13 protein-coding genes are annotated in these 17,792 nt (G+C 66.8%); 12 read left to right on the top strand and 1 reads right to left on the bottom strand.

What is annotated here, in order from left to right; genetic code table 11:
• Positions 1 to 95 precede the first annotated feature (95 nt).
• The 10 genes from FG95_RS17375 (at position 96) to chrA (ending at position 13,096) form a co-directional block, all read left to right on the top strand.
• Complete coding sequence (locus tag FG95_RS17375) at positions 96 to 392, top strand: DUF6489 family protein (protein ID WP_037557485.1); 297 nt, start codon at positions 96 to 98, stop codon at positions 390 to 392.
• A gap of 23 nt (positions 393 to 415) precedes the next feature.
• A complete protein-coding gene (gene mnmE, locus FG95_RS17370) occupies positions 416 to 1,720 on the top strand; it encodes a tRNA uridine-5-carboxymethylaminomethyl(34) synthesis GTPase MnmE (protein ID WP_268746868.1) in 1,305 nt (434 codons plus the stop codon).
• Between the two features lie 75 nt (positions 1,721 to 1,795).
• The gene (gene mnmG, locus FG95_RS17365) at positions 1,796 to 3,664 is read left to right on the top strand and encodes a tRNA uridine-5-carboxymethylaminomethyl(34) synthesis enzyme MnmG (RefSeq protein WP_037557525.1); all 1,869 of its coding nucleotides are present in this window, start codon (positions 1,796 to 1,798) and stop codon (positions 3,662 to 3,664) included.
• A 755-nt stretch (positions 3,665 to 4,419) separates the two neighbouring features.
• Entirely contained in the window at positions 4,420 to 5,049 is a 630-nt protein-coding gene (rsmG, locus tag FG95_RS17360; RefSeq protein ID WP_037557524.1) for a 16S rRNA (guanine(527)-N(7))-methyltransferase RsmG, read from the top strand.
• Between the two features lie 270 nt (positions 5,050 to 5,319).
• Positions 5,320 to 6,102 carry a ParA family protein gene (locus FG95_RS17355; RefSeq protein ID WP_037557482.1) on the top strand — a complete coding sequence of 261 codons (783 nt, stop codon included), beginning with the start codon at positions 5,320 to 5,322 and terminating at the stop codon, positions 6,100 to 6,102.
• Complete coding sequence (locus FG95_RS17350; protein ID WP_037557481.1) at positions 6,103 to 7,065, top strand: ParB/RepB/Spo0J family partition protein; 963 nt, start codon at positions 6,103 to 6,105, stop codon at positions 7,063 to 7,065.
• Positions 7,066 to 7,311: 246 nt separating this feature from the next.
• A complete protein-coding gene (locus FG95_RS17345; RefSeq protein WP_037557523.1) occupies positions 7,312 to 7,809 on the top strand; it encodes a DUF4402 domain-containing protein in 498 nt (165 codons plus the stop codon).
• A 191-nt stretch (positions 7,810 to 8,000) separates the two neighbouring features.
• Positions 8,001 to 8,828: a fimbrial biogenesis chaperone gene (locus FG95_RS17340; RefSeq protein ID WP_037557480.1), complete on the top strand. Its 828-nt coding sequence runs from the start codon at positions 8,001 to 8,003 to the stop codon at positions 8,826 to 8,828.
• Between the two features lie 31 nt (positions 8,829 to 8,859).
• The gene (locus tag FG95_RS17335; RefSeq protein ID WP_037557479.1) at positions 8,860 to 11,613 is read left to right on the top strand and encodes an MSCRAMM family protein; all 2,754 of its coding nucleotides are present in this window, start codon (positions 8,860 to 8,862) and stop codon (positions 11,611 to 11,613) included.
• Positions 11,614 to 11,899: 286 nt separating this feature from the next.
• The gene (chrA, locus tag FG95_RS17330) at positions 11,900 to 13,096 is read left to right on the top strand and encodes a chromate efflux transporter (protein WP_037557478.1); all 1,197 of its coding nucleotides are present in this window, start codon (positions 11,900 to 11,902) and stop codon (positions 13,094 to 13,096) included.
• Positions 13,097 to 13,194: 98 nt separating this feature from the next.
• Here the strand turns inward: chrA and FG95_RS17325 are convergent, their stop codons facing one another.
• On the bottom strand, positions 13,195 to 14,157 hold the full coding sequence (locus FG95_RS17325) for a patatin-like phospholipase family protein (RefSeq protein ID WP_081933222.1): 963 nt from the start codon (positions 14,155 to 14,157) through the stop codon (positions 13,195 to 13,197).
• Positions 14,158 to 14,337: 180 nt separating this feature from the next.
• Between FG95_RS17325 and FG95_RS17320 the strand changes: the two genes are divergently transcribed.
• Positions 14,338 to 16,170 (top strand): hypothetical protein, encoded by a 1,833-nt coding sequence (locus tag FG95_RS17320; RefSeq protein ID WP_037557474.1) that lies wholly within the window; start codon positions 14,338 to 14,340, stop codon positions 16,168 to 16,170.
• A gap of 67 nt (positions 16,171 to 16,237) precedes the next feature.
• Positions 16,238 to 17,770, top strand: coding sequence for an NAD(P)/FAD-dependent oxidoreductase (locus FG95_RS17315; protein WP_037557473.1), 1,533 nt, complete (start codon positions 16,238 to 16,240; stop codon positions 17,768 to 17,770).
• Positions 17,771 to 17,792 lie beyond the last annotated feature (22 nt).

The raw sequence follows: 17,792 nt of genomic DNA, 5'->3' as shown, positions 1-17,792 counted from the left end.
TGTCTCTTGCTTCTTTGCGGTGAAAGCGCGAAGCTAGACGCGCGATGGGCATGGCTCAAGCGGCTAACCGGCATTTTTCGGGGCGGAGACAGGCGATGAAGTTCAATATCGAGATCGATTGCACCCCCGAGGAAGCGCGGCGCCTGTTCGGTCTCCCCGATCTCGAGCCGCTGCACGACATCTACCTCGACCGCGTCAAGGAATTGATGGCGAAGGGGATCACGCCCGACATGGTCCAGTCGATGGTCAAGACCTGGGTGCCGATGGGCGAGAGCGGGCTGGGGCTGGTCCAGTCGTTGCTCGGCCAGTTCGGCGGCGGACTGATGGGCGGAGCGAAGCCGGCCGATGCAACTGCCGATGATGACAAGCCCGCCAAGGGGCGCAAGAGCTGAATCAAGATCCGTCAAGCGATACGATTTTCGCGCTGTCGAGCGGGATGCCGCCGGCGGCGATCGGCGTCGTGCGCGTCAGCGGACCGGCGGCCGGGGCGGCGCTGCAAGCGCTGGCGGGACGCCTGCCCGCGCCGCGCCGCGCGGTGCTGGCGGAGTTGAAGAACGGCGATGGTGCGGCGCTCGATCGGGCGCTGATCCTGTGGTTTCCGGGGCCGGCGACGGCGACGGGCGAAGATCTGGCCGAGCTGCATCTGCACGGCGGACGCGCGGTGGTTGCGGCGGTCGAGGCGGCGCTTGCGGCGCTGCCGGGGCTCCGCCGCGCCGAGCCGGGCGAGTTCACGCGGCGCGCGTTCGAGAATGGGCGGATCGACCTTGCCGAGGCCGAGGGGCTCGCCGACCTGCTCGCGGCCGAGACCGAGAGCCAGCGGGTGCAGGCGCTCGGCATGGCGAGCGGGCATGTGTCGCGCGCGGTGGCGGGCTGGCAGGATCGGCTGCTTGGACTGATGGCGGGGGCGGAGGCCGAGCTCAATTTCGCCGACGAAGATGATGTGGAAGTTGTCGAAGGTGCCGCGCGGCGTTTGATTTCGGGGATGGGGGCGCTTTCGGACGAGCTGGGCACATGGCTGGCGCGGCCGGCGGCGGAGGTGATCGCCGAGGGACTGTCGGTGGTGATAGCGGGGCCACCAAATGCCGGAAAATCTACTTTAATCAACGCGTTAGCTCAGCGTGAGCTGGCGATCGTGTCGCCCGTCGAAGGAACGACGCGCGATGTGATCGAGACGCCGCTGGCGCTCGACGGCATCGCGATGCGCTTTTCGGACACGGCGGGGATCCGCGGGGGAGGTGCCGATGCGATCGAGGCGATCGGGATCGACCGCGCGAAGGCAGCGGTCGAGGCGGCGGACATATTGTTGTGGCTCGGGCGGCCGAAGGAAGCTCCGGAGCATCCCCGCTGCATCACGATCGCGCCGCAGGCCGATCGCTGGCGCGGCGACGCGGCGGCGGAGGCCGACGCGGCGCATTGCGACCTCGCGCTGTCGGCGGCGACGGGCGAGGGGATGGACAAGCTGCACCGCATGATCGTCGAGATGGCGCGGACGCTATTGCCGCGCGAGGGCGAGGCGGCGCTGCGCCAGCGCCAGCGCGCCGCACTTGCCGAAGCAAAGCAATGGCTGACGGTCGAAGCCGATTCGCGGGAGGCTGGCGATTTAATCCTTCTTGCAGAAAGGCTTAGGCTCGCCGCGACCGCGCTCGACCGCATCACCGGGCGCGCGGGGGTCGAGGAGATGCTCGACGCGCTGTTCGGCCGTTTCTGCATCGGGAAATGATGTTTCACGTGAAACATCGAGCGGCAAGCAGTGCGGTGGATTCGATGCGCGCTTTGCGCTATGCGCGCCGCCATCATGCCGGATAGCGCAATTTTCGATGTCATCGTCGTCGGCGGGGGGCACGCCGGGACCGAGGCCGCCGCGGCCGCGTCGCGGCTCGGCGCGCGCGTCGCGCTCGTCAGCTTCGACCCCGCGCTGATCGGGACGATGTCGTGCAACCCGGCGATCGGCGGGCTCGGCAAGGGGCATCTGATGCGCGAGGTCGATGCGCTCGACGGGTGGATGGCGCGCGCGGCCGACAGCGCGGCGATTCATTACCGGATGCTCAACGCGTCGAAGGGTGCGGCGGTGCAGGGGCCGCGCATCCAGGCCGACCGCAAATTGTACCGCGACGCGATCCAGGATTTGCTCGCCGCCGAGGATGGCATCGCCGTCGTCGCGGGCGAGGCGGCGGCGCTGCGGCTGTCGGACGAGGGACGCGTCGAGGGCCTCGAACTCGCCGATGGGTCGGTGCTGACGGCGAGCGCGGTCGTGCTCGCGACCGGAACCTTCCTCGGCGGACGCCTGTTCCGCGGCGAGGAGCGGATGGATGGCGGGCGCATCGGCGAGGCCGGAGCGCACCGGCTCGCGGAGCAACTTCGCGCAGCCGATCTGCCGATGGCGCGGCTCAAGACGGGGACGCCGCCGCGGCTCGACGGGCGGACGATCGACTGGGCGCGGCTGGACGAGCAGGCGTCGGACAGCGCCGATGGCGCGAGCTGGACCTGTTCCACGTGGAACAGCACCCGCACGGTGCCGCAGATTTTCTGCGCGATCACGCGCACGAACGTAGAAGCCCATGCGATCATCGCGGCGAACCTCGACCGATCGCCGCTGTTCACGGGGGCGATCGGGGCGGCCGGGCCGCGCTATTGCCCGTCGATCGAGGACAAGATCCACCGCTTCGCCGACCGCGACGGGCATCAGGTGTTTCTCGAACCCGAGGGGCTCGACACGTATCTTGTCTATCCGAACGGCATTTCGACCTCGCTACCCGCCGATGTGCAGCTTGCGATGCTGCGCACGATGGAGGGGCTCGAGCGGGTTACGATGGTCGTCCCCGGCTATGCGGTCGAATATGATCATATAGATCCGCGCGCGCTCGACCGGACGTTGCAGGTGCGCGCGATGCCCGGCGTGTGGTGCGCGGGGCAGATCAATGGCACGACGGGTTATGAGGAAGCGGCGGCGCAGGGGCTGGTCGCGGGCGCCAATGCGGCGCTCAGCGTTCAGGGGCGCGATCCGCTGATCCTCGACCGGGTTGAATCCTATATCGGGGTGATGGTCGACGATCTGGTGCTGCAGGGGGTGAGCGAACCCTATCGGATGCTCACCGCGCGCGCCGAATATCGGCTGCGACTGCGCGCCGACAATGCCGCGACGCGGTTGACGCCGAAGGGGATCGCGCTGGGGCTGGTGCGTCCGGCGACGGCGGAACTGTTCGCCGAACGCCAAGCCGAGCGGGCGAGGGCCGAAGCCTTGCTCGACGCTGCGGTGAGCACCGCCGATTATGCCGTGGTCGGGCTGGCGTTGCCGGGCGACGGAATGGCGCGCAAGCGGATCGACCTGCTGCGCTATCCCGAGATGACGATGGCGCGGCTTGCTTTGCTCGCGCCCGAACTCGACGCGATCGACCCGGCGATTCTGTCGGAGGTTGCCGAGGACGCGCATTATGCTCCTTACGTGGCACGGCAGGATGCCGAACTGCGGTCGCTCGCGGCGAACGAGGCAATCCTGCTCGACCCCGCGCTCGATTATGGCGCGATCGGAGGCCTGTCGCGCGAGATGGTCGAGCGGCTGACCAAGGCGCGCCCCGAAACGCTGGGGCAGGCGGGGCGCATCGACGGCGTGACGCCGGCGGCGCTCACCGCGATCATGGTGCATAGCCGGCGGCGCGCGGCTTGAGCTTTTCGGGTTCGGTGCGAGAGCGTCCGTTAGGGGTGGGGAGCTGTCGTTAAAAAACCTCCCTGTCTCGAAGCGATGGGGAGGGGGGAGTGCGGGGTTGAACTGCCCCCGGCAGTCAAGTCCAGTCCTGGGGACTGGACGGCCCAGCACTCGCCCACAGGGCGTGGTGGAGGGGCCGCGGCGTCGCGCCATTTGCCCCTCCGTCAGCGCTTCGCGCTGTCACCTCCCCATGCCTGCGGCACAGGGAGGATCTTATGACAACTATCGGTCGATTTGGACCTTTCTCGCTTCCCGTTCGTGTCGAGCGAAGTCGAGGCACCCCTCGACGACGCGCCTAGAGCGAAGGGCAATCTCCATTTCGCTCGATGCGAACGGGGTTGGAACGATGTCCGCAAGCCACCGAGAGCGGTCCCCTTGGTAGGCCACGGACGAAAGCACCCTTTCAGGCGGTGCAACTGGGCTCGGGCTTTCGCCGGGGTGCACAATGACATTCGCCGTCAGTTGATTCTCGTTGTCATCCTCGAACGAGACTCGTGGCTCGTTCGACTTGATCCGGGATCCATTTGTAGCGCCGAAGTCATGGACCCCGGATCCAATCCGGGGTGACGGGGGAGATGTGTCCCGTCTCGTTTGGGCATGAGGCTTTCAATGCCGCATGCAAAGGCGCTAGGGCGTGAAGAGTGGCTGGATTTCCGCTTCGGCGGGAATGACGAAATATGGGCGGGTAGCTGGTGAATACAGACGGCGGGATTCTGATGAGCGAAGATGAAGCAAGGACCTGGATCGGGGCCGCGTTTTCGCCGACCGCCGATCAATGGGCGCGGCTCGATCGCTTCGCCCAAATGCTAATCGCCGAGAATGACCGACAGAATCTGATCGCGGCGTCGACGATTCCGACGATCTGGGTGCGGCATATCGCCGACAGTGCGCAGCTTCTGGCGCTCGATACCGAGGGCGAGGGGCTTTGGGTCGATTTGGGGAGCGGGCCGGGGTTGCCGGGGCTGGTTGTCGCGATTCTGAGCGCGCGACCAATGCTGCTCGTCGAATCGCGCAAAAGGCGGTGCGAATTCTTGCGCGCGGTCGCTGACGCGTTGGGGCTGGGGCATGTCGAGGTCGCCGAGGCGCCGCTCGAGCGTGTCGAAACGCGGCGCGCGGCGACGATCAGCGCGCGCGCCTTTGCGCCGCTCGACAAGCTCATCGACTTATCCGCCCGTTTTTCCACCGAATCGACGCACTGGCTGCTGCCAAAAGGCCGAAACGCGGTTAAGGAACTGGCTTTGCTGCCCGAGCCATGGCAGAGAATGTTCCACGTGGAACAGAGCCGCACCGACGCCGACAGCCGGATTCTGGTCGGAACCGGAAAATTAAGGGTCGAAACCCGGTAGTTGCACGATCGAGGTTTGAAGCGATTTTGTTCAGTGTGAGGAGGCAAGGCGCAGGAATATGTCGATATTTCCAAACTTGCCGACAACGCAATGGACAAAATCGGTCAAATCCCGAAGGGACGTCGAAATGGCTTCGATCTCGTCTCCGCGCGGCCTTGCAGATGGAACCACCATGCGCTGCGGCCCCGCGAAGCCGATATCTTCGCCATTTCGACGCCTCGAACGTGCAACTACCGGGTTTCGACCCTTAGCAAAACAGCGAGGAAAGCGATGATCCGCATTGCCGTGGCGAACCAGAAGGGTGGGGTCGGCAAGACGACGACGGCGATCAATCTGGCGACCGCGCTCGCGGCGACCGGATGGCGCACGCTGATCATCGACCTCGATCCGCAGGGCAATGCCTCGACCGGCCTCGGGATCAAGCAGTCGCAGCGCGAATATTCGAGTTACGAGCTGCTGCGCGGCGACGCGACGGTCGCCGAATGCGCGATTCCGACCGCGGTGCCGCGGCTCGACATCGTCAGCGCGACGGTCGACCTGTCGGGCGCCGAAATCGAGCTGATCGAATTTCAGGACCGGCTCCACCGGCTCCAGCAAGCCTTGTCGGGCGCCGAAGCGGGGCAGTGGGACATCTGCCTGATCGATTGTCCGCCGTCGCTGGGCATGTTGACGCTCAACGCGTTGATCGCCGCCGAATCGCTGATCGTGCCGCTCCAATGCGAATTTTTCGCGCTCGAGGGGCTGAGCCAGCTGCTCACCACGGTCGAGCGCGTGCGCGAGCGCTTCAACCAGAAATTGTCGATCCTCGGCGTCGCGCTGACCATGTTCGACCGGCGCAACCGGCTGACCGACCAAGTGTCCGACGATGTGCGCGAGGTGCTGGGCCCGGTGGTGTTCGACACGGTGATCCCGCGCAATGTGCGCCTGTCCGAAGCGCCGAGCCACGGCCTGCCGGCGCTGATCTACGATCATCGCTGCGCCGGGTCGGCGGCCTATATCGCGCTCGCGCGCGAGCTGATCGACCGGCTCCCCGAAATCCGCAAGGCGGCATAAATGGCTGATAATGAAAAAGAAAGTGGCGCAACGCCGATTCGCAAACGCCCCTCGGGGCTCGGCCGCGGGCTGAACGCGCTGTTCGGCGACGCGGCGGTCGAAGCGCCGGTGCTCGCGACCCCCGGAAGCGCGGCGCGCGCGGCGCCGGTGGTGGGCGATGCGGTGCAGCATGTTCCCGTCGGCGCGATTCGACCGCTGCCCGGGCAGCCGCGGCGCCATTTTGACGAGAATGCGATCGCCGAACTCGCCGATTCGATCGGGCTGCGCGGATTGCTCCAGCCGATCATCGTGCGCCGGTCGCCGGATGGCGAGGGTTTCCAGCTCGTCGCGGGCGAACGGCGCTGGCGCGCGGCGCAGCGCGCGGGCCTGCACCAGATTCCCGCGCTCGTGCGCGAACTCGACGACGCCGCGACCTATGAGATCGCGCTGGTCGAGAATATCCAGCGCCAGGACCTCAATGCGATCGAAGAGGCGAGCGCGTATCGCCGGCTGATCGAGGATTTCGGGCATAATCAGGAAGCGCTGGCGAAGCTGGTCGGCAAATCGCGCAGCCATGTCGCCAATTTGATGCGCCTGCTCGACCTGCCCCAAGCCGTGCAGGCGCTCGTCGGCGACGGATCGCTCGCGATGGGTCACGCGCGCGCGCTGATCGGTGCCGAAGACGCCGAAGCGATCGCGCGCCGCGTCGCAAAGGAAGGCCTGTCGGTGCGCGCGGTCGAGGCGCTGGTGCGCGCGGGCAAGCGCGGCGATGCGCCGCCGCCCAAGGGACCGCTCGAATATAAGAGCATGGATGGTGGGCGCGATCCCGACATCGTCGCGGTCGAACGCCACCTGTCCGAACTGCTCGGCATCGGGGTGGCGATCCAATATGCGGGCGAGGGCAAGGGCGCGCTGACGCTGAAATTCGCGTCGCTCGACCAGCTCGACATGATCTGCCAGCGGCTTTCGGGCGAAGGGATCTGATTCGCGTCGTGGGCGTTGGAATGTGCCAGTTCGGGCCGTCAAAGCAGAAAAAGGGCGTTCCTTGCGCGCTTGAAAAACGATCTAAACAATTGATAATTAATGGATATATCGCTTTGTGCGCGCAAGCCCTTGTTGCGCCGTTAACCAAGCTTGCTGGCAAAAGCTGAACAGGTCGCGGCCTAAACGGGTCGGTGAATGGGGTGGGATTTCCATTCGAATATCGACCGAATTCAAGGGACCAATCATATGCGCAAATTCGGAATGAAGCGCGCCCTGCTGGGCGCCGCGATTGCTGCTCTCGCCATGAACGCCCCGGCGGCGCATGCGGCGACAGCCACGGGCACGGCGACGGCCAAGATCCTTCGCCAGATCACGCTCACCAAGACCAGCGACCTGCAATATGCGACGATCATCAGCGGCGCGACCGCGTCGACCGTCGCGGTGTCGACCGCGGGCGGCGTCACTTGCGGCGCGGGGCTGACCTGCACCGGGACGACGGCGGCGGGCAGTTTCGACGTCGCGGGCACCAGCGGTGCGGTCGTGCTCGTCGGCGGCGATTCGAGCGTGACGCTCAACGGCTCGCTCGGCGGCTCGATGACGTCGACGCTGACCTATTCGGCGCCGAACATCACGCTGGGCGCGACGGGCGGCAGCTTTCAGATCGGCGGCACGCTGAGCGTCGGCGCCAATCAGGCGTCGGGTGACTATTCGGGGACGTTCAACGTCACCGCCAACTATCAGTAAATTTGGGGGGCCTGGCGGGCCGAGACCCGCCAGCCGTGTAAATGGGGCCGCCGGGCGCGCGCCGGGCGGCCCCTTTTTTTGCGCCCGTGACGGCGATGGTTAGCGAAATATCAACCATGTAAGCGCAAGCAGGATGCGACCATCGGGACGGTGTGGGGCCGCTTCCCGGACGATTGTGGGGATCGTGACCAATGTTTCGCTTTCTGAAGGCCCTTGGCCTGTCCACCGCGGCCGCGCTCGGCGCCGCGGCCGCTCCCGCCCATGCGGCGGGCGACCTGCTCGTCGCGCCGACGCGGGTCATCCTCGACGGATCGCGCGGGACCGAAGTGGTGCTCAATAATATCGGCAGCGAGCCCGCGACCTATCGCATCAGCCTCGAGATCAAGCGGATGACCGCCGTGGGCGGGCTCGACGAGATCGCCGAGGAAAATATCACGCCCGCCGAGCGCGCGGCGCTCGACATGATCGTCTTCAGCCCGCGCCGCGTCACGCTGCCGCCGAACCAGCCGCAGGTCGTGCGCGTCGGGGTGCGCGTGCCCGAGGGGACGCCGGCGGGCGAATATCGCGCGCATATGCTGTTTCGCGCGGTTCCCGACGCGGTGGCGACGAATGCGGCCGAAGCGAAGCCCGCGAGCACGGGGGTGTCGATCGCGCTCACCCCGATCTACGGAATCACGATCCCGGTGATCGTGCGCGTCGGCGACCTCGGCGCCGAGGCGGCGATCGGCGACGCGTGGGTGAGCGAAGGTGCCGAAGGGCCGGCGTTCAATTTCGATCTGTCGCGGACGGGTGGCCGCTCGGTCTATGGCGATATCGAGGTGACGCGGCCGGGGGTCGCCGAGCCTTTGCTCGTCGCGCGCGGCATCGCGGTCTATCCCGAGGTCGCCGCGCGCACGGTGTCGCTGCGCGTGCCGGACGATGTCGCGGCAAAGCTGAAGGGGCCGGTGCGCATCCGCTATTCGGAGGACCGCGAAATCGGCGGCGGGACGATCGACGAAGCCGAGCGCATTGTGAAGTAGGAAGCGGACGGACAGTTCAGGTGCGGCCGTGATGCGGTGGGGGCGCTTCATCGTCGCCGCGCTGGCGCTGGCGGGACTCGCGCCCGCCGGCGCCGAAGCCGCCGAGCGAATGCCGGTTTCTCCCACCGCGGCGGCGTGGGCGCCGAATGCCGACGACAGCTGGCTGTTCGATGTGCGCTCGGGTCAGTATCGGCTCGGCGACGGGGTGCGCGGCTATCAGACGCCGCAGGGGATTTGCGTCGACCTGGGCGATGTCGTGCTCGCGCTCGACCTCGCGGTGCGCGTCGATAAGAAGTTGCGCCGCGCAACCGGCTGGGTGTTCGACGAGCGGCGCAGCCTGACGATCGACCGCGAGACGGGCGAGGTGCGCGCGGGGAGCGAGCGTTTCCGCCTCGCCGCGACGACGATCCGCGACACGGCGGCGGGCTGGTGCGTCGATCTGGACAGTCTGAACGCGTGGCTCGGCGTGCCGCTGACCGCCGATCTGTCGAACGCGGTGCTGCGCGTCGATGCGAAGGAGAAGCTGCCGTTCCAGCTCGCAGCCGAACGCCGCGCGCGCGCGGCGTCGATCCGCCCGCAAGCGCAATTCGATCTTGCCACTCTACCGCAGGCGGCGCGGCCGTATCAGGCGTGGGCGACGCCGTCGGTCGATGTCGTCGCGTCGGTCGGCGCGGTGTCGGACAAGCGCGGCGGATCCTATGGGCAGGGGCGCTACGAGATTTTCGCGGCGGGCGAGCTGCTCGCGCAGAGCTTCGACGCGCGGCTGTCGTCGGACAATGAGGGCGTTCCCGACAGTCTGCGGATGCGGCTCTATCGCACCGACGCGCAAGGGCGGCTGCTCGGGTCGTTGAAGGCGACGCATTATGGCGTCGGCGACGTCAGCCTGCTGTCGACGGGAATCGTCGCGGCGTCGACGCCGGGGCGCGGCGCGGTGCTGACCAACCGCCCGGTCGAGCGCCCCGACGCGTTCGACAAGACCGATTTTCGCGGCGATTTGCCCGCGGGCTGGGATGCCGAACTGTATCGCAACGGCCAGCTGCTCGCTTTCACGAGCCCGAATAGCGACGGGCGTTACGCGTTCATCGACGTGCCGTTGCAATATGGCGCGAACCGCTTCGAGATCATACTGTACGGGCCGCAGGGGCAGATAAGGCGCGAAATCAAGCAGGTGCAGGTGGGGCTCGATTCGATCCCGCCGCAGCAGAGCTGGTATTGGGCGGGCGTCGCGCAGGAAAATGCCGACCTGATCGACTTCGGCGGCCGGCGGCGCGGCGCGTTCCGGCGCGGGTGGCGCGGGACGGCGGGGATCGAGCGCGGGCTCGATACGCGCACGTCGGCTTCGGCCTATCTGCACAGCCTGCTGATCGAGAATGTCCGCTACAATTATGGCGAGCTCGCGCTGCGGCGCTCGATCGGACCGACCCTGCTCGAGGTCGGCGGCAGCTATGAACAGAAGGGCGGCGTCGCCGCGCGCGCGAGCTGGCTCGCGGCGTTCGGCGAGACTTATGTGCGCGCCGATGCGCTGCGCGGCTGGGGCGGCTTCGTGTCGGACCGTTTATTTTCCAATATCAACGCCATATATTCGGTGTCGGTCGACCAGTCGGTGAAGCTCGGGCGGACGATATTGCCGCTCCACTTCGACGTGCGGCAGGTCGAGCGATGGTCGGGAGGCGACAGCATCGAGGCGAGCGCGCGCGCGTCGGCGAGTTTCCGCGCGATGACCTTCACCGGGCAGCTCGACTGGAGCCGGACCAAGGCGCCGATCGGCCCCGACCCGCCCGACAATCTGATCGCGAGCCTGCTGGCCAACGCCCGGATCGGGCGAGTGCGCGTCCGCGGCGAGGCGCGCTTTGCGCTGTCGGGCGAAAATAGCGACACGCGCATGGCGCTGATCGGTGAATGGGCGGGGAAGGGCGAGGCCGAATGGCGCGCCGAACTCGGTTATGACCGCGGACTCGACCGCGCGCGCGCCGGGCTTGGTTATACACGCCGTTTCAACAAGTTGCAGCTCAGCGGCTTCGGCGAGGTCGCGAGCGACGGATCGGTCGCGGCATCGCTGGCGCTCGCGTTCAGCTTCGGGCCGAAATCCGCCGGCGGCTGGCGCGTATCGGCCGAGAAGCTCGCGAGCCGCGGGCAGGTGATCGCCGATGTCTGGATGGACGAAAATGGCGACGGGGTGCGCCAGCCGGGCGAGGCGGCGCTGCCCGCCGTGCCGCTGACCGCGGGCAACGCCCTTGTCGATGCGGCGACCGACAGCGAAGGGCGCGGGACGATCGACGGGCTCGAGCCGTTCCGCGCGGTGATGATCGGCATCGACGCGGGGAGCCTGCCCGATCCCTATGTTCAGCCCGCGCTGCCGGGGGTGGTGGTCGCGCCGCGGCCCGGGGTCGCGACGCGCGTCCTGTTGCCGATGGTCGCGGCGGGCGAGATCGAGGGGATTTTCCGGCGCGACGGCGGCCATGTGGTCGAAGGGCTGCGCGTCGAACTGGTCGATGCCGAAGGGCGCGTGCGCGCGGCAACGCTGACCGAGTTCGACGGCTATTTCCTGTTCGAGGGCGTGGCTTACGGGCGTTACACGGTGCGGCCGGGCAAAGTCTCGGCGGCGGCGCTGCGGCTCGATGGCGCCTTTTCGACCGGCGCCGCGCCGGGCAAGGCAGCGCCGCGCGTAAGGCTGGGGACAATGGTGCTGAAGCCGTTGATCCGCGCCGTTGCGATTCGGGACGAAGCGCCGTCCGGCAGCAAAACTGCCCGCGGGCCGCCGGGCGAACAAGATGGCGGGTTGTAGTCGTCAGGCGTTCGGGGTGGAAGGCGGACATTCGTTTCTTTCGTCACCCCGGATCAAGTCCGGGGTGACGATGATGGATAGGGCGGCTTCCGATCGAATGGCGACGTTCGACATCGGTTCGGCGGTCGCTCCCAGCACTTCCCCGTTCGCGCCCGACCGCGATTGACTTCGCCGCCGCTTCGGACGATAGCGGCGGCAACGGGCCGGTGCGGACGCCCGTTCAGGCGAAGCGCTCGCCCAAGTTCCGCTCCACCCGCCGCCTTTTCGCGGCGTTCGGAGCGTTGATATGACCACCGACCTTGCACAAGCCCGCCCGTCCGAACTCAGCCTGACGGCCCTCTTCCTGAAATTCCTGCGTTTCGGATTCCTCGCCTTTGGCGGCCCGGTCGCGCAGATCGCGATGATCCGGCACGCGCTGATCGAGGAAGAGCGCTGGATCGAGCCGGCACGCTTCAACCGGCTGCTCGCGGTGCTGCAGGTCCTGCCCGGGCCCGAGGCGCACGAGCTTTGCGTGCATCTGGGCATGGTTGCGCGCGGCCGGATCGGCGGGCTGCTCGCGGGGCTGGGATTCATGCTGCCGGGTTTCGCGCTGATGCTGATCGCGGGGTGGGTCTATGTCGGCTGGATCGCGGGAAGCGCCGGGCTGTCGGGCATGCTGCTCGGCGTGCAGGTCGTGGTGCTCGCTGTCATCCTGCGCGCGGTGGTGCGGATCGGCGAGCATATCGTCGAGGACCGCCTGCTCGCGCTCGTTGCGGCCGCAAGCCTGCTCGCGACGCTCGCAGGCGTGGCCTTCTGGATTCCGCTCGTCGCCGGCGGCCTCGCCTATGCGGTGTCGCATCGACCGGTTGCAGCGATTGCCGTCATTCTCGCCGCGGCCGGTGTGGCGGCGGCGGTCCATCTGACGGCAACAACTGCTTCGAGCGGCCCGGCGACGGCCGCGGCGCCCGTGACGCTCGCGGCGCTGTTCGTCGCGGGGCTGAAGGGCGGGCTGCTGACCTTCGGCGGCGCCTATACCGCGATCCCCTATGTCCGCGCCGACACCGTCGGGCGCGGCTGGATCGGCGACGGGACGTTCCTCGACGGCATCGCGCTCGCGGGCGTGCTTCCGGCGCCGCTCGTCATCTTCGCGACCTTTGTCGGCTATGTCGCGGGCGGCCCGGGCGGCGCGCTGGCGATCACCGCGGGCATGTTCCTGCCCGCCTTCGCCTTTTCGCTGATCCTGTTCGAGCGGCTCGAGGCGATCGTCGAGAATCCGGCGCTGCACCGCTTGCTGGCGGGGGTCGCCGCGGCGGTGGTGGGGATCATTGCCGCGACCTTCGTGCAGTTGGGGCAGGCGACAGGTGCGCGGGTTGCGGAGCCGTGGTTTGCGCTGTTGCTGTTCGCGGCGGCGCTGGTGGTGGTGTGGCGCATCAAGGGCGCGTGGGCGACGCCGGCGATCGTTGCGGGCGGGGCGATTGCGGGTTGGCTGGGAATGTCGGTTTAGGGGTGGTGAGCGGACGTTGCGGCAATTTAGCCCCTCCCCTGAAGGGGAAGGGCTTTCTTCTCTCAATGGCCCAACCGGTCGGGAGCTGCCCTTCAATTTCAGCTCAGCAACGGTTCGAGCGCGTCCCATTCGCGGTCGACGGCGCGGCGGCCGGCGTCGATTGCTGCGCGGATTTTCGCGGGGTTGAATTCGAGCGTTTCGGCGACCTCCTCCTCGGGCTCGATGATGCGGATCGGCGCGAAGCGGTAGCGCGCGATCTGGACGTCGAGCGGTCGGAGGATGCGCGCGGCCTGCGCGCCGCCGATGCCCTCGCTCTGGAGCGCGCGGAGCTGGCCCTCGCGCGCGGCGATCAGGTCGTTGATCAGCGCGGCTCCGGCGAGGTCGTTCGCCGACACCTCCGACTGGAGGATGTCGACCGCGCGCAGCCCGATCTTGATGAGATTGGGGAAGGTGCGCACCGCACCGGGCTGCGGTGCGGGGGAGGCGCGCACCGCGATCACGCCGCGCGGGTTCATTTGGAGCGCCGAACTCAAAGGGGTCACGTCGCGCACGCCGCCGTCGACCCATTGTTCCTCGGTCCCGTCGCGTGCGCGCGTCTTCAAGGGATCGAAGAAGAGCGGCATCGCGCAGCTGGCGTAGACCCAATTGTGGATGCCGGGGACGCTTTCGTCGATCGTGCGATAGGTGCCGGTGCCGAGATTGACGACGCCGAGCAGGAGCTTGCGCCCGCTCGCGCGCAATTTCGTCTCGTTCGCGAAGCCCTTGAGCAGTCGCTTCAAGGGCCCGGTGTCGTAAAGCGCATCCTCGCCGAGCAGCCCGCCGACGACGCCGAGCGGGCGCGATTTGTAGATCGAACTGTTGCCGCGGATGCCGAGCCAGGCGTCGAGCAGCGCGGGCACATCGTCCTGCGCGACGCCCAAGGCCTGGATCGCGCCGGTCGAGACGCCGGCGACGATGTCGAGCCGGACGCCGCGATTGACGACGAGTTCGTGGACGACGCCGACCTGGAAGGCGCCCTTGGCGCCGCCGCCGCTCAATACGATTGCCAGACCGCCTGCCATTGCCGAGCGCCTCCTTGCCGGCGCGAGTCTACATGAGGTCCGCCCGCCGCCCAAGCCCGCGGGCGCCTCATCGGCGAAAAATCCATGTCTTTGATATCCCTATCGCGACATTAACCGGTTTTTAGCGCGCCATGGCATAGGGAGCGCGGCGGGCTGAAACATGGCCACAGGAAGAAACCAATGGCCGGACCGACAGCGAAAACGCCCGATGACCGGAATCCCTTTTCCGCGCTTTCCCCCGATCGGCTGGCGCTGATCCTGTGGCTGGGCTTCGTTGCGGCCAGCCTGTATATCCATCGCGACGCCATCGCGACGCTGGCATTTTCCGATCCCGACAATGCGATGCGTCTCGTGCAGGTGCGCGACCTGATCGCCGGGCAGAGCTGGTTCGATACAACGCAATATCGCACGAATCCGGGCAACGGCGGACTGACGCATTGGTCGCGGTTCATCGATGCCCCGATCGTTGGACTGATCGAATTGCTGAGCCTGATCGTCGACCCGCGCACGGCCGAGCGCTGGGTGCTGGCGGCCTATCCGCCGCTGCTTGCATTGCCGTTGCTGCTCGTCTTTTCCCGGATATTGCAGATGTTGGGCGACCGGCCGTTCGTCCTTGTCGGCCTCGCGATAGCGGCCACGACGATCACCTATCTCCATCATTTCGCGCCGCTCAATATCGATCATCACAATTGGCAAGTGCTGCTTTCGGTCGTCCTTCTGTGGCTCGCATTGCGCCCGGCGTCCTTTGCGAACGGATTTCTGTCGGCCTTCGTCGCGAGCATCTATGTCGAGATTTCGCTCGAAGGCTTTCCTTTCCTGGGGATTTTCTGGGCGCTCTTTGTCCTCGACTGGTTGCGCGATCCCGCGAGCGAGAGCCGGCTGCGCGGCTTTTCGGCGGGGATGATCCTGCTCCCGGCGCTGTGGTCGTTGCCGCTGCGCGGCACGCACTATGTGGCGAGCGTCTTTTGCGACAGCTTTTCGCTGCCCTATATCGCCGCCGCCGCGCTGGCGGGAGCGGTCTTCCTGATTTTCCTGACGGCGCCGGCGCGCTGGACCGGCTCGCTCGCGCGGCGCGTGTCGATCGTCGGGGCGGCGGGGGTCGCGTTTGCGGCAAGCTTCGGCCTGACCGGCGCCTCCTGCCTCGCGGGGCCTTTCGGCGAGCTCGAGCCCCTTGTCCGCACCTTTTGGTATGAACCCATTCTCGAGGGACGACCCCTCTGGGAACAGGTACCCGCGCGGATGATCGCGTACAGCCTCGCGACCGCCGTCGGCGGGGCGGCGACCGTCTGGGCCTGCCGCCGGGCCCGCGGCCGTCCCGAAGCCGAAAACTGGATGCGCCTCGCGGTGCTGATCCTGTGCAGCGCGATTCTGGCCCTGTTGGTGATACGGTCGCTCGCCGTCGCCCACGCCTTCATGATTCCGGCCTTTGCCGCATTGGCGGTGGCCTTCTGGCGCTGGGGTGATGCCGGGCCAAGCACATGGCGCCGGCTGTGCGGGACGCTGTTGCTGCTGCTGTCGATGCCGACGATCGATATCGCGCTGGGTTTCAACCTGTCCTTGTTGACGACGCGGTCGACCGAAAGCGGCAGCACTCCGGTCTGCCTGTCGCGGGGGGACTTGGCGCTCGCCGACGAGCCTCCCGCGCTTCTCTTTTCGTCGATCCATATCGCGCCCACCTTGCTGGCCGGTACGCCGCACAGCGTGGTGACGACGGGGCATCATCGCAATCATGCCGCGATCAACCGCGTCCTGTCGGCCTTTCTCGCGCCGCCGGACGCCGCGCGCCGATTGGTCGGCGCACAGAATGCGCGATATCTTGTATTTTGCGAAAATGAACTGGCGCCGCTTGCCCGCGTCAGCCCGCGCGGACTGGCGGCCCATCTGCTGGAAGGGCGGCCGATAGATTGGCTCGAGCCGCAAGCGAGGCTCTCGTCGGGCGGCTTTCATGTGTATCGTATCGTCGATATCGCCGGAAAAAGCGCGCGATCCTCACGAAATTCCCCGCCCCGTTAACCGGTTCTTAGCCATGTTTCCCCCATTGCGACCGGCAGCATCTGTCTGTGTGGGGGAATTTGAAGTGATGAACGCCCAAGTGCCGGAAAATCGTCCGACGAGCGCCGACGTCGCCATCATCGGCGCGGGGCCTGCGGGGCTGACCGCCGCCTATCTGCTGACGCAGCAGGGCTATAAAGTGACGGTGATCGAGAAGGATCCGGTTTACGTCGGCGGGATCAGCCGGACGGTCGAGCATGAGGGCTTTCGGTTCGACATCGGCGGGCATCGTTTCTTTTCGAAAAGCCGCGAAGTCGTCGAGCTGTGGAACGAGATTTTGCCTGACGATTTCATCGAGCGTCCGCGGATGAGCCGTATCTATTACGAAGGCAAATTCTATTCATACCCGCTGCGGGCGTTCGAGGCGCTGTGGAACCTCGGCGTCGTGCGCTCGACCTTGTGCATGATAAGCTATGCCAAGGCGAAGCTGCTGCCGAAGAAACAGGTGCGCAGTTTCGAGGACTGGACGATCAACCAGTTCGGGAAAAAGCTCTATTCGATCTTTTTCAAAACCTATACCGAGAAGGTGTGGGGCATGCCGTGCGACGAAATGTCGGCCGACTGGGCGGCGCAGCGCATCAAGGGGCTGAGCCTCGGCGGCGCGGTGATCGACGGGCTGAAGCGCAGCCTCGGGCTCAACAAAAAGCCCAATGACGGCATGGCGACCAAGACCTTGCTCGAAACCTTCCGCTATCCGCGGCTCGGCCCCGGCATGATGTGGGAGGCCGCGCGCGACAAGGTCGCCCAAGGCGGCAACCATGTGCTGATGGCGCACAGCTTCAAGCAGCTGACGCAGGATCAGAAGACCGGCCGCTGGCGGATGACCGCGACCGGACCCGACGGCGACGTCGTGATCGATGCGGGCCATGTCATCAGCTCGGCGCCGATGCGCGAACTCGCGGCGCGGATCCATCCGCTGCCGGCGTGCGCGCTCACCGCGGCGCCCAAGCTCAATTATCGCGACTTTCTGACCGTCGCGCTCAAGATCCGGTCGGAGGATCTGTTCCCCGACAACTGGATCTATATCCACGACAGCAAGGTGCAGGTCGGCCGGGTGCAGAATTTCCGCAGCTGGTCGCCCGAAATGGTGCCCGATCCGGCGATCGCGTGCGTCGGCCTCGAATATTTCTGTTTCGAGGGCGACGGGCTCTGGTCGTCGAGCGACGAGCGTCTGATCGCGCTCGCGACGAAGGAGATGGAAATCCTGGGGCTTTGCGACCCCGAAGACGTCGTCGGCGGCGCGGTGGTGCGGCAGGAAAAGGCCTATCCCGTCTATGACGATGACTATGCCGCGCATGTCGAAACGATGCGGAGCGAGCTCGAGGCGCGTTACCCGACGCTGCACATGGTCGGGCGCAACGGCATGCACCGATACAACAATCAGGATCATGCGATGATGACCGCGATGCTGACGGTGCGCAACATCGTCGCGGGCGAGAAGCTCTATGATATCTGGGGCGTCAACGAGGACGCCGAATATCATGAGAGCGGTACCGAGGGCGAACAGGCGGCGCTGGCGTCGGTCCGCGAGGTGCCGGCGCGCGTCGCGAAGGCGGCCTGAGCTGTTTGCCGGGGGGATCGGC

Origin of the sequence: Sphingopyxis sp. LC363 (assembly GCF_000756385.1) — a bacterium.
Lineage (GTDB): Bacteria > Pseudomonadota > Alphaproteobacteria > Sphingomonadales > Sphingomonadaceae > Sphingopyxis.
This window is presented reverse-complemented; position numbering and strand designations above follow the sequence as displayed.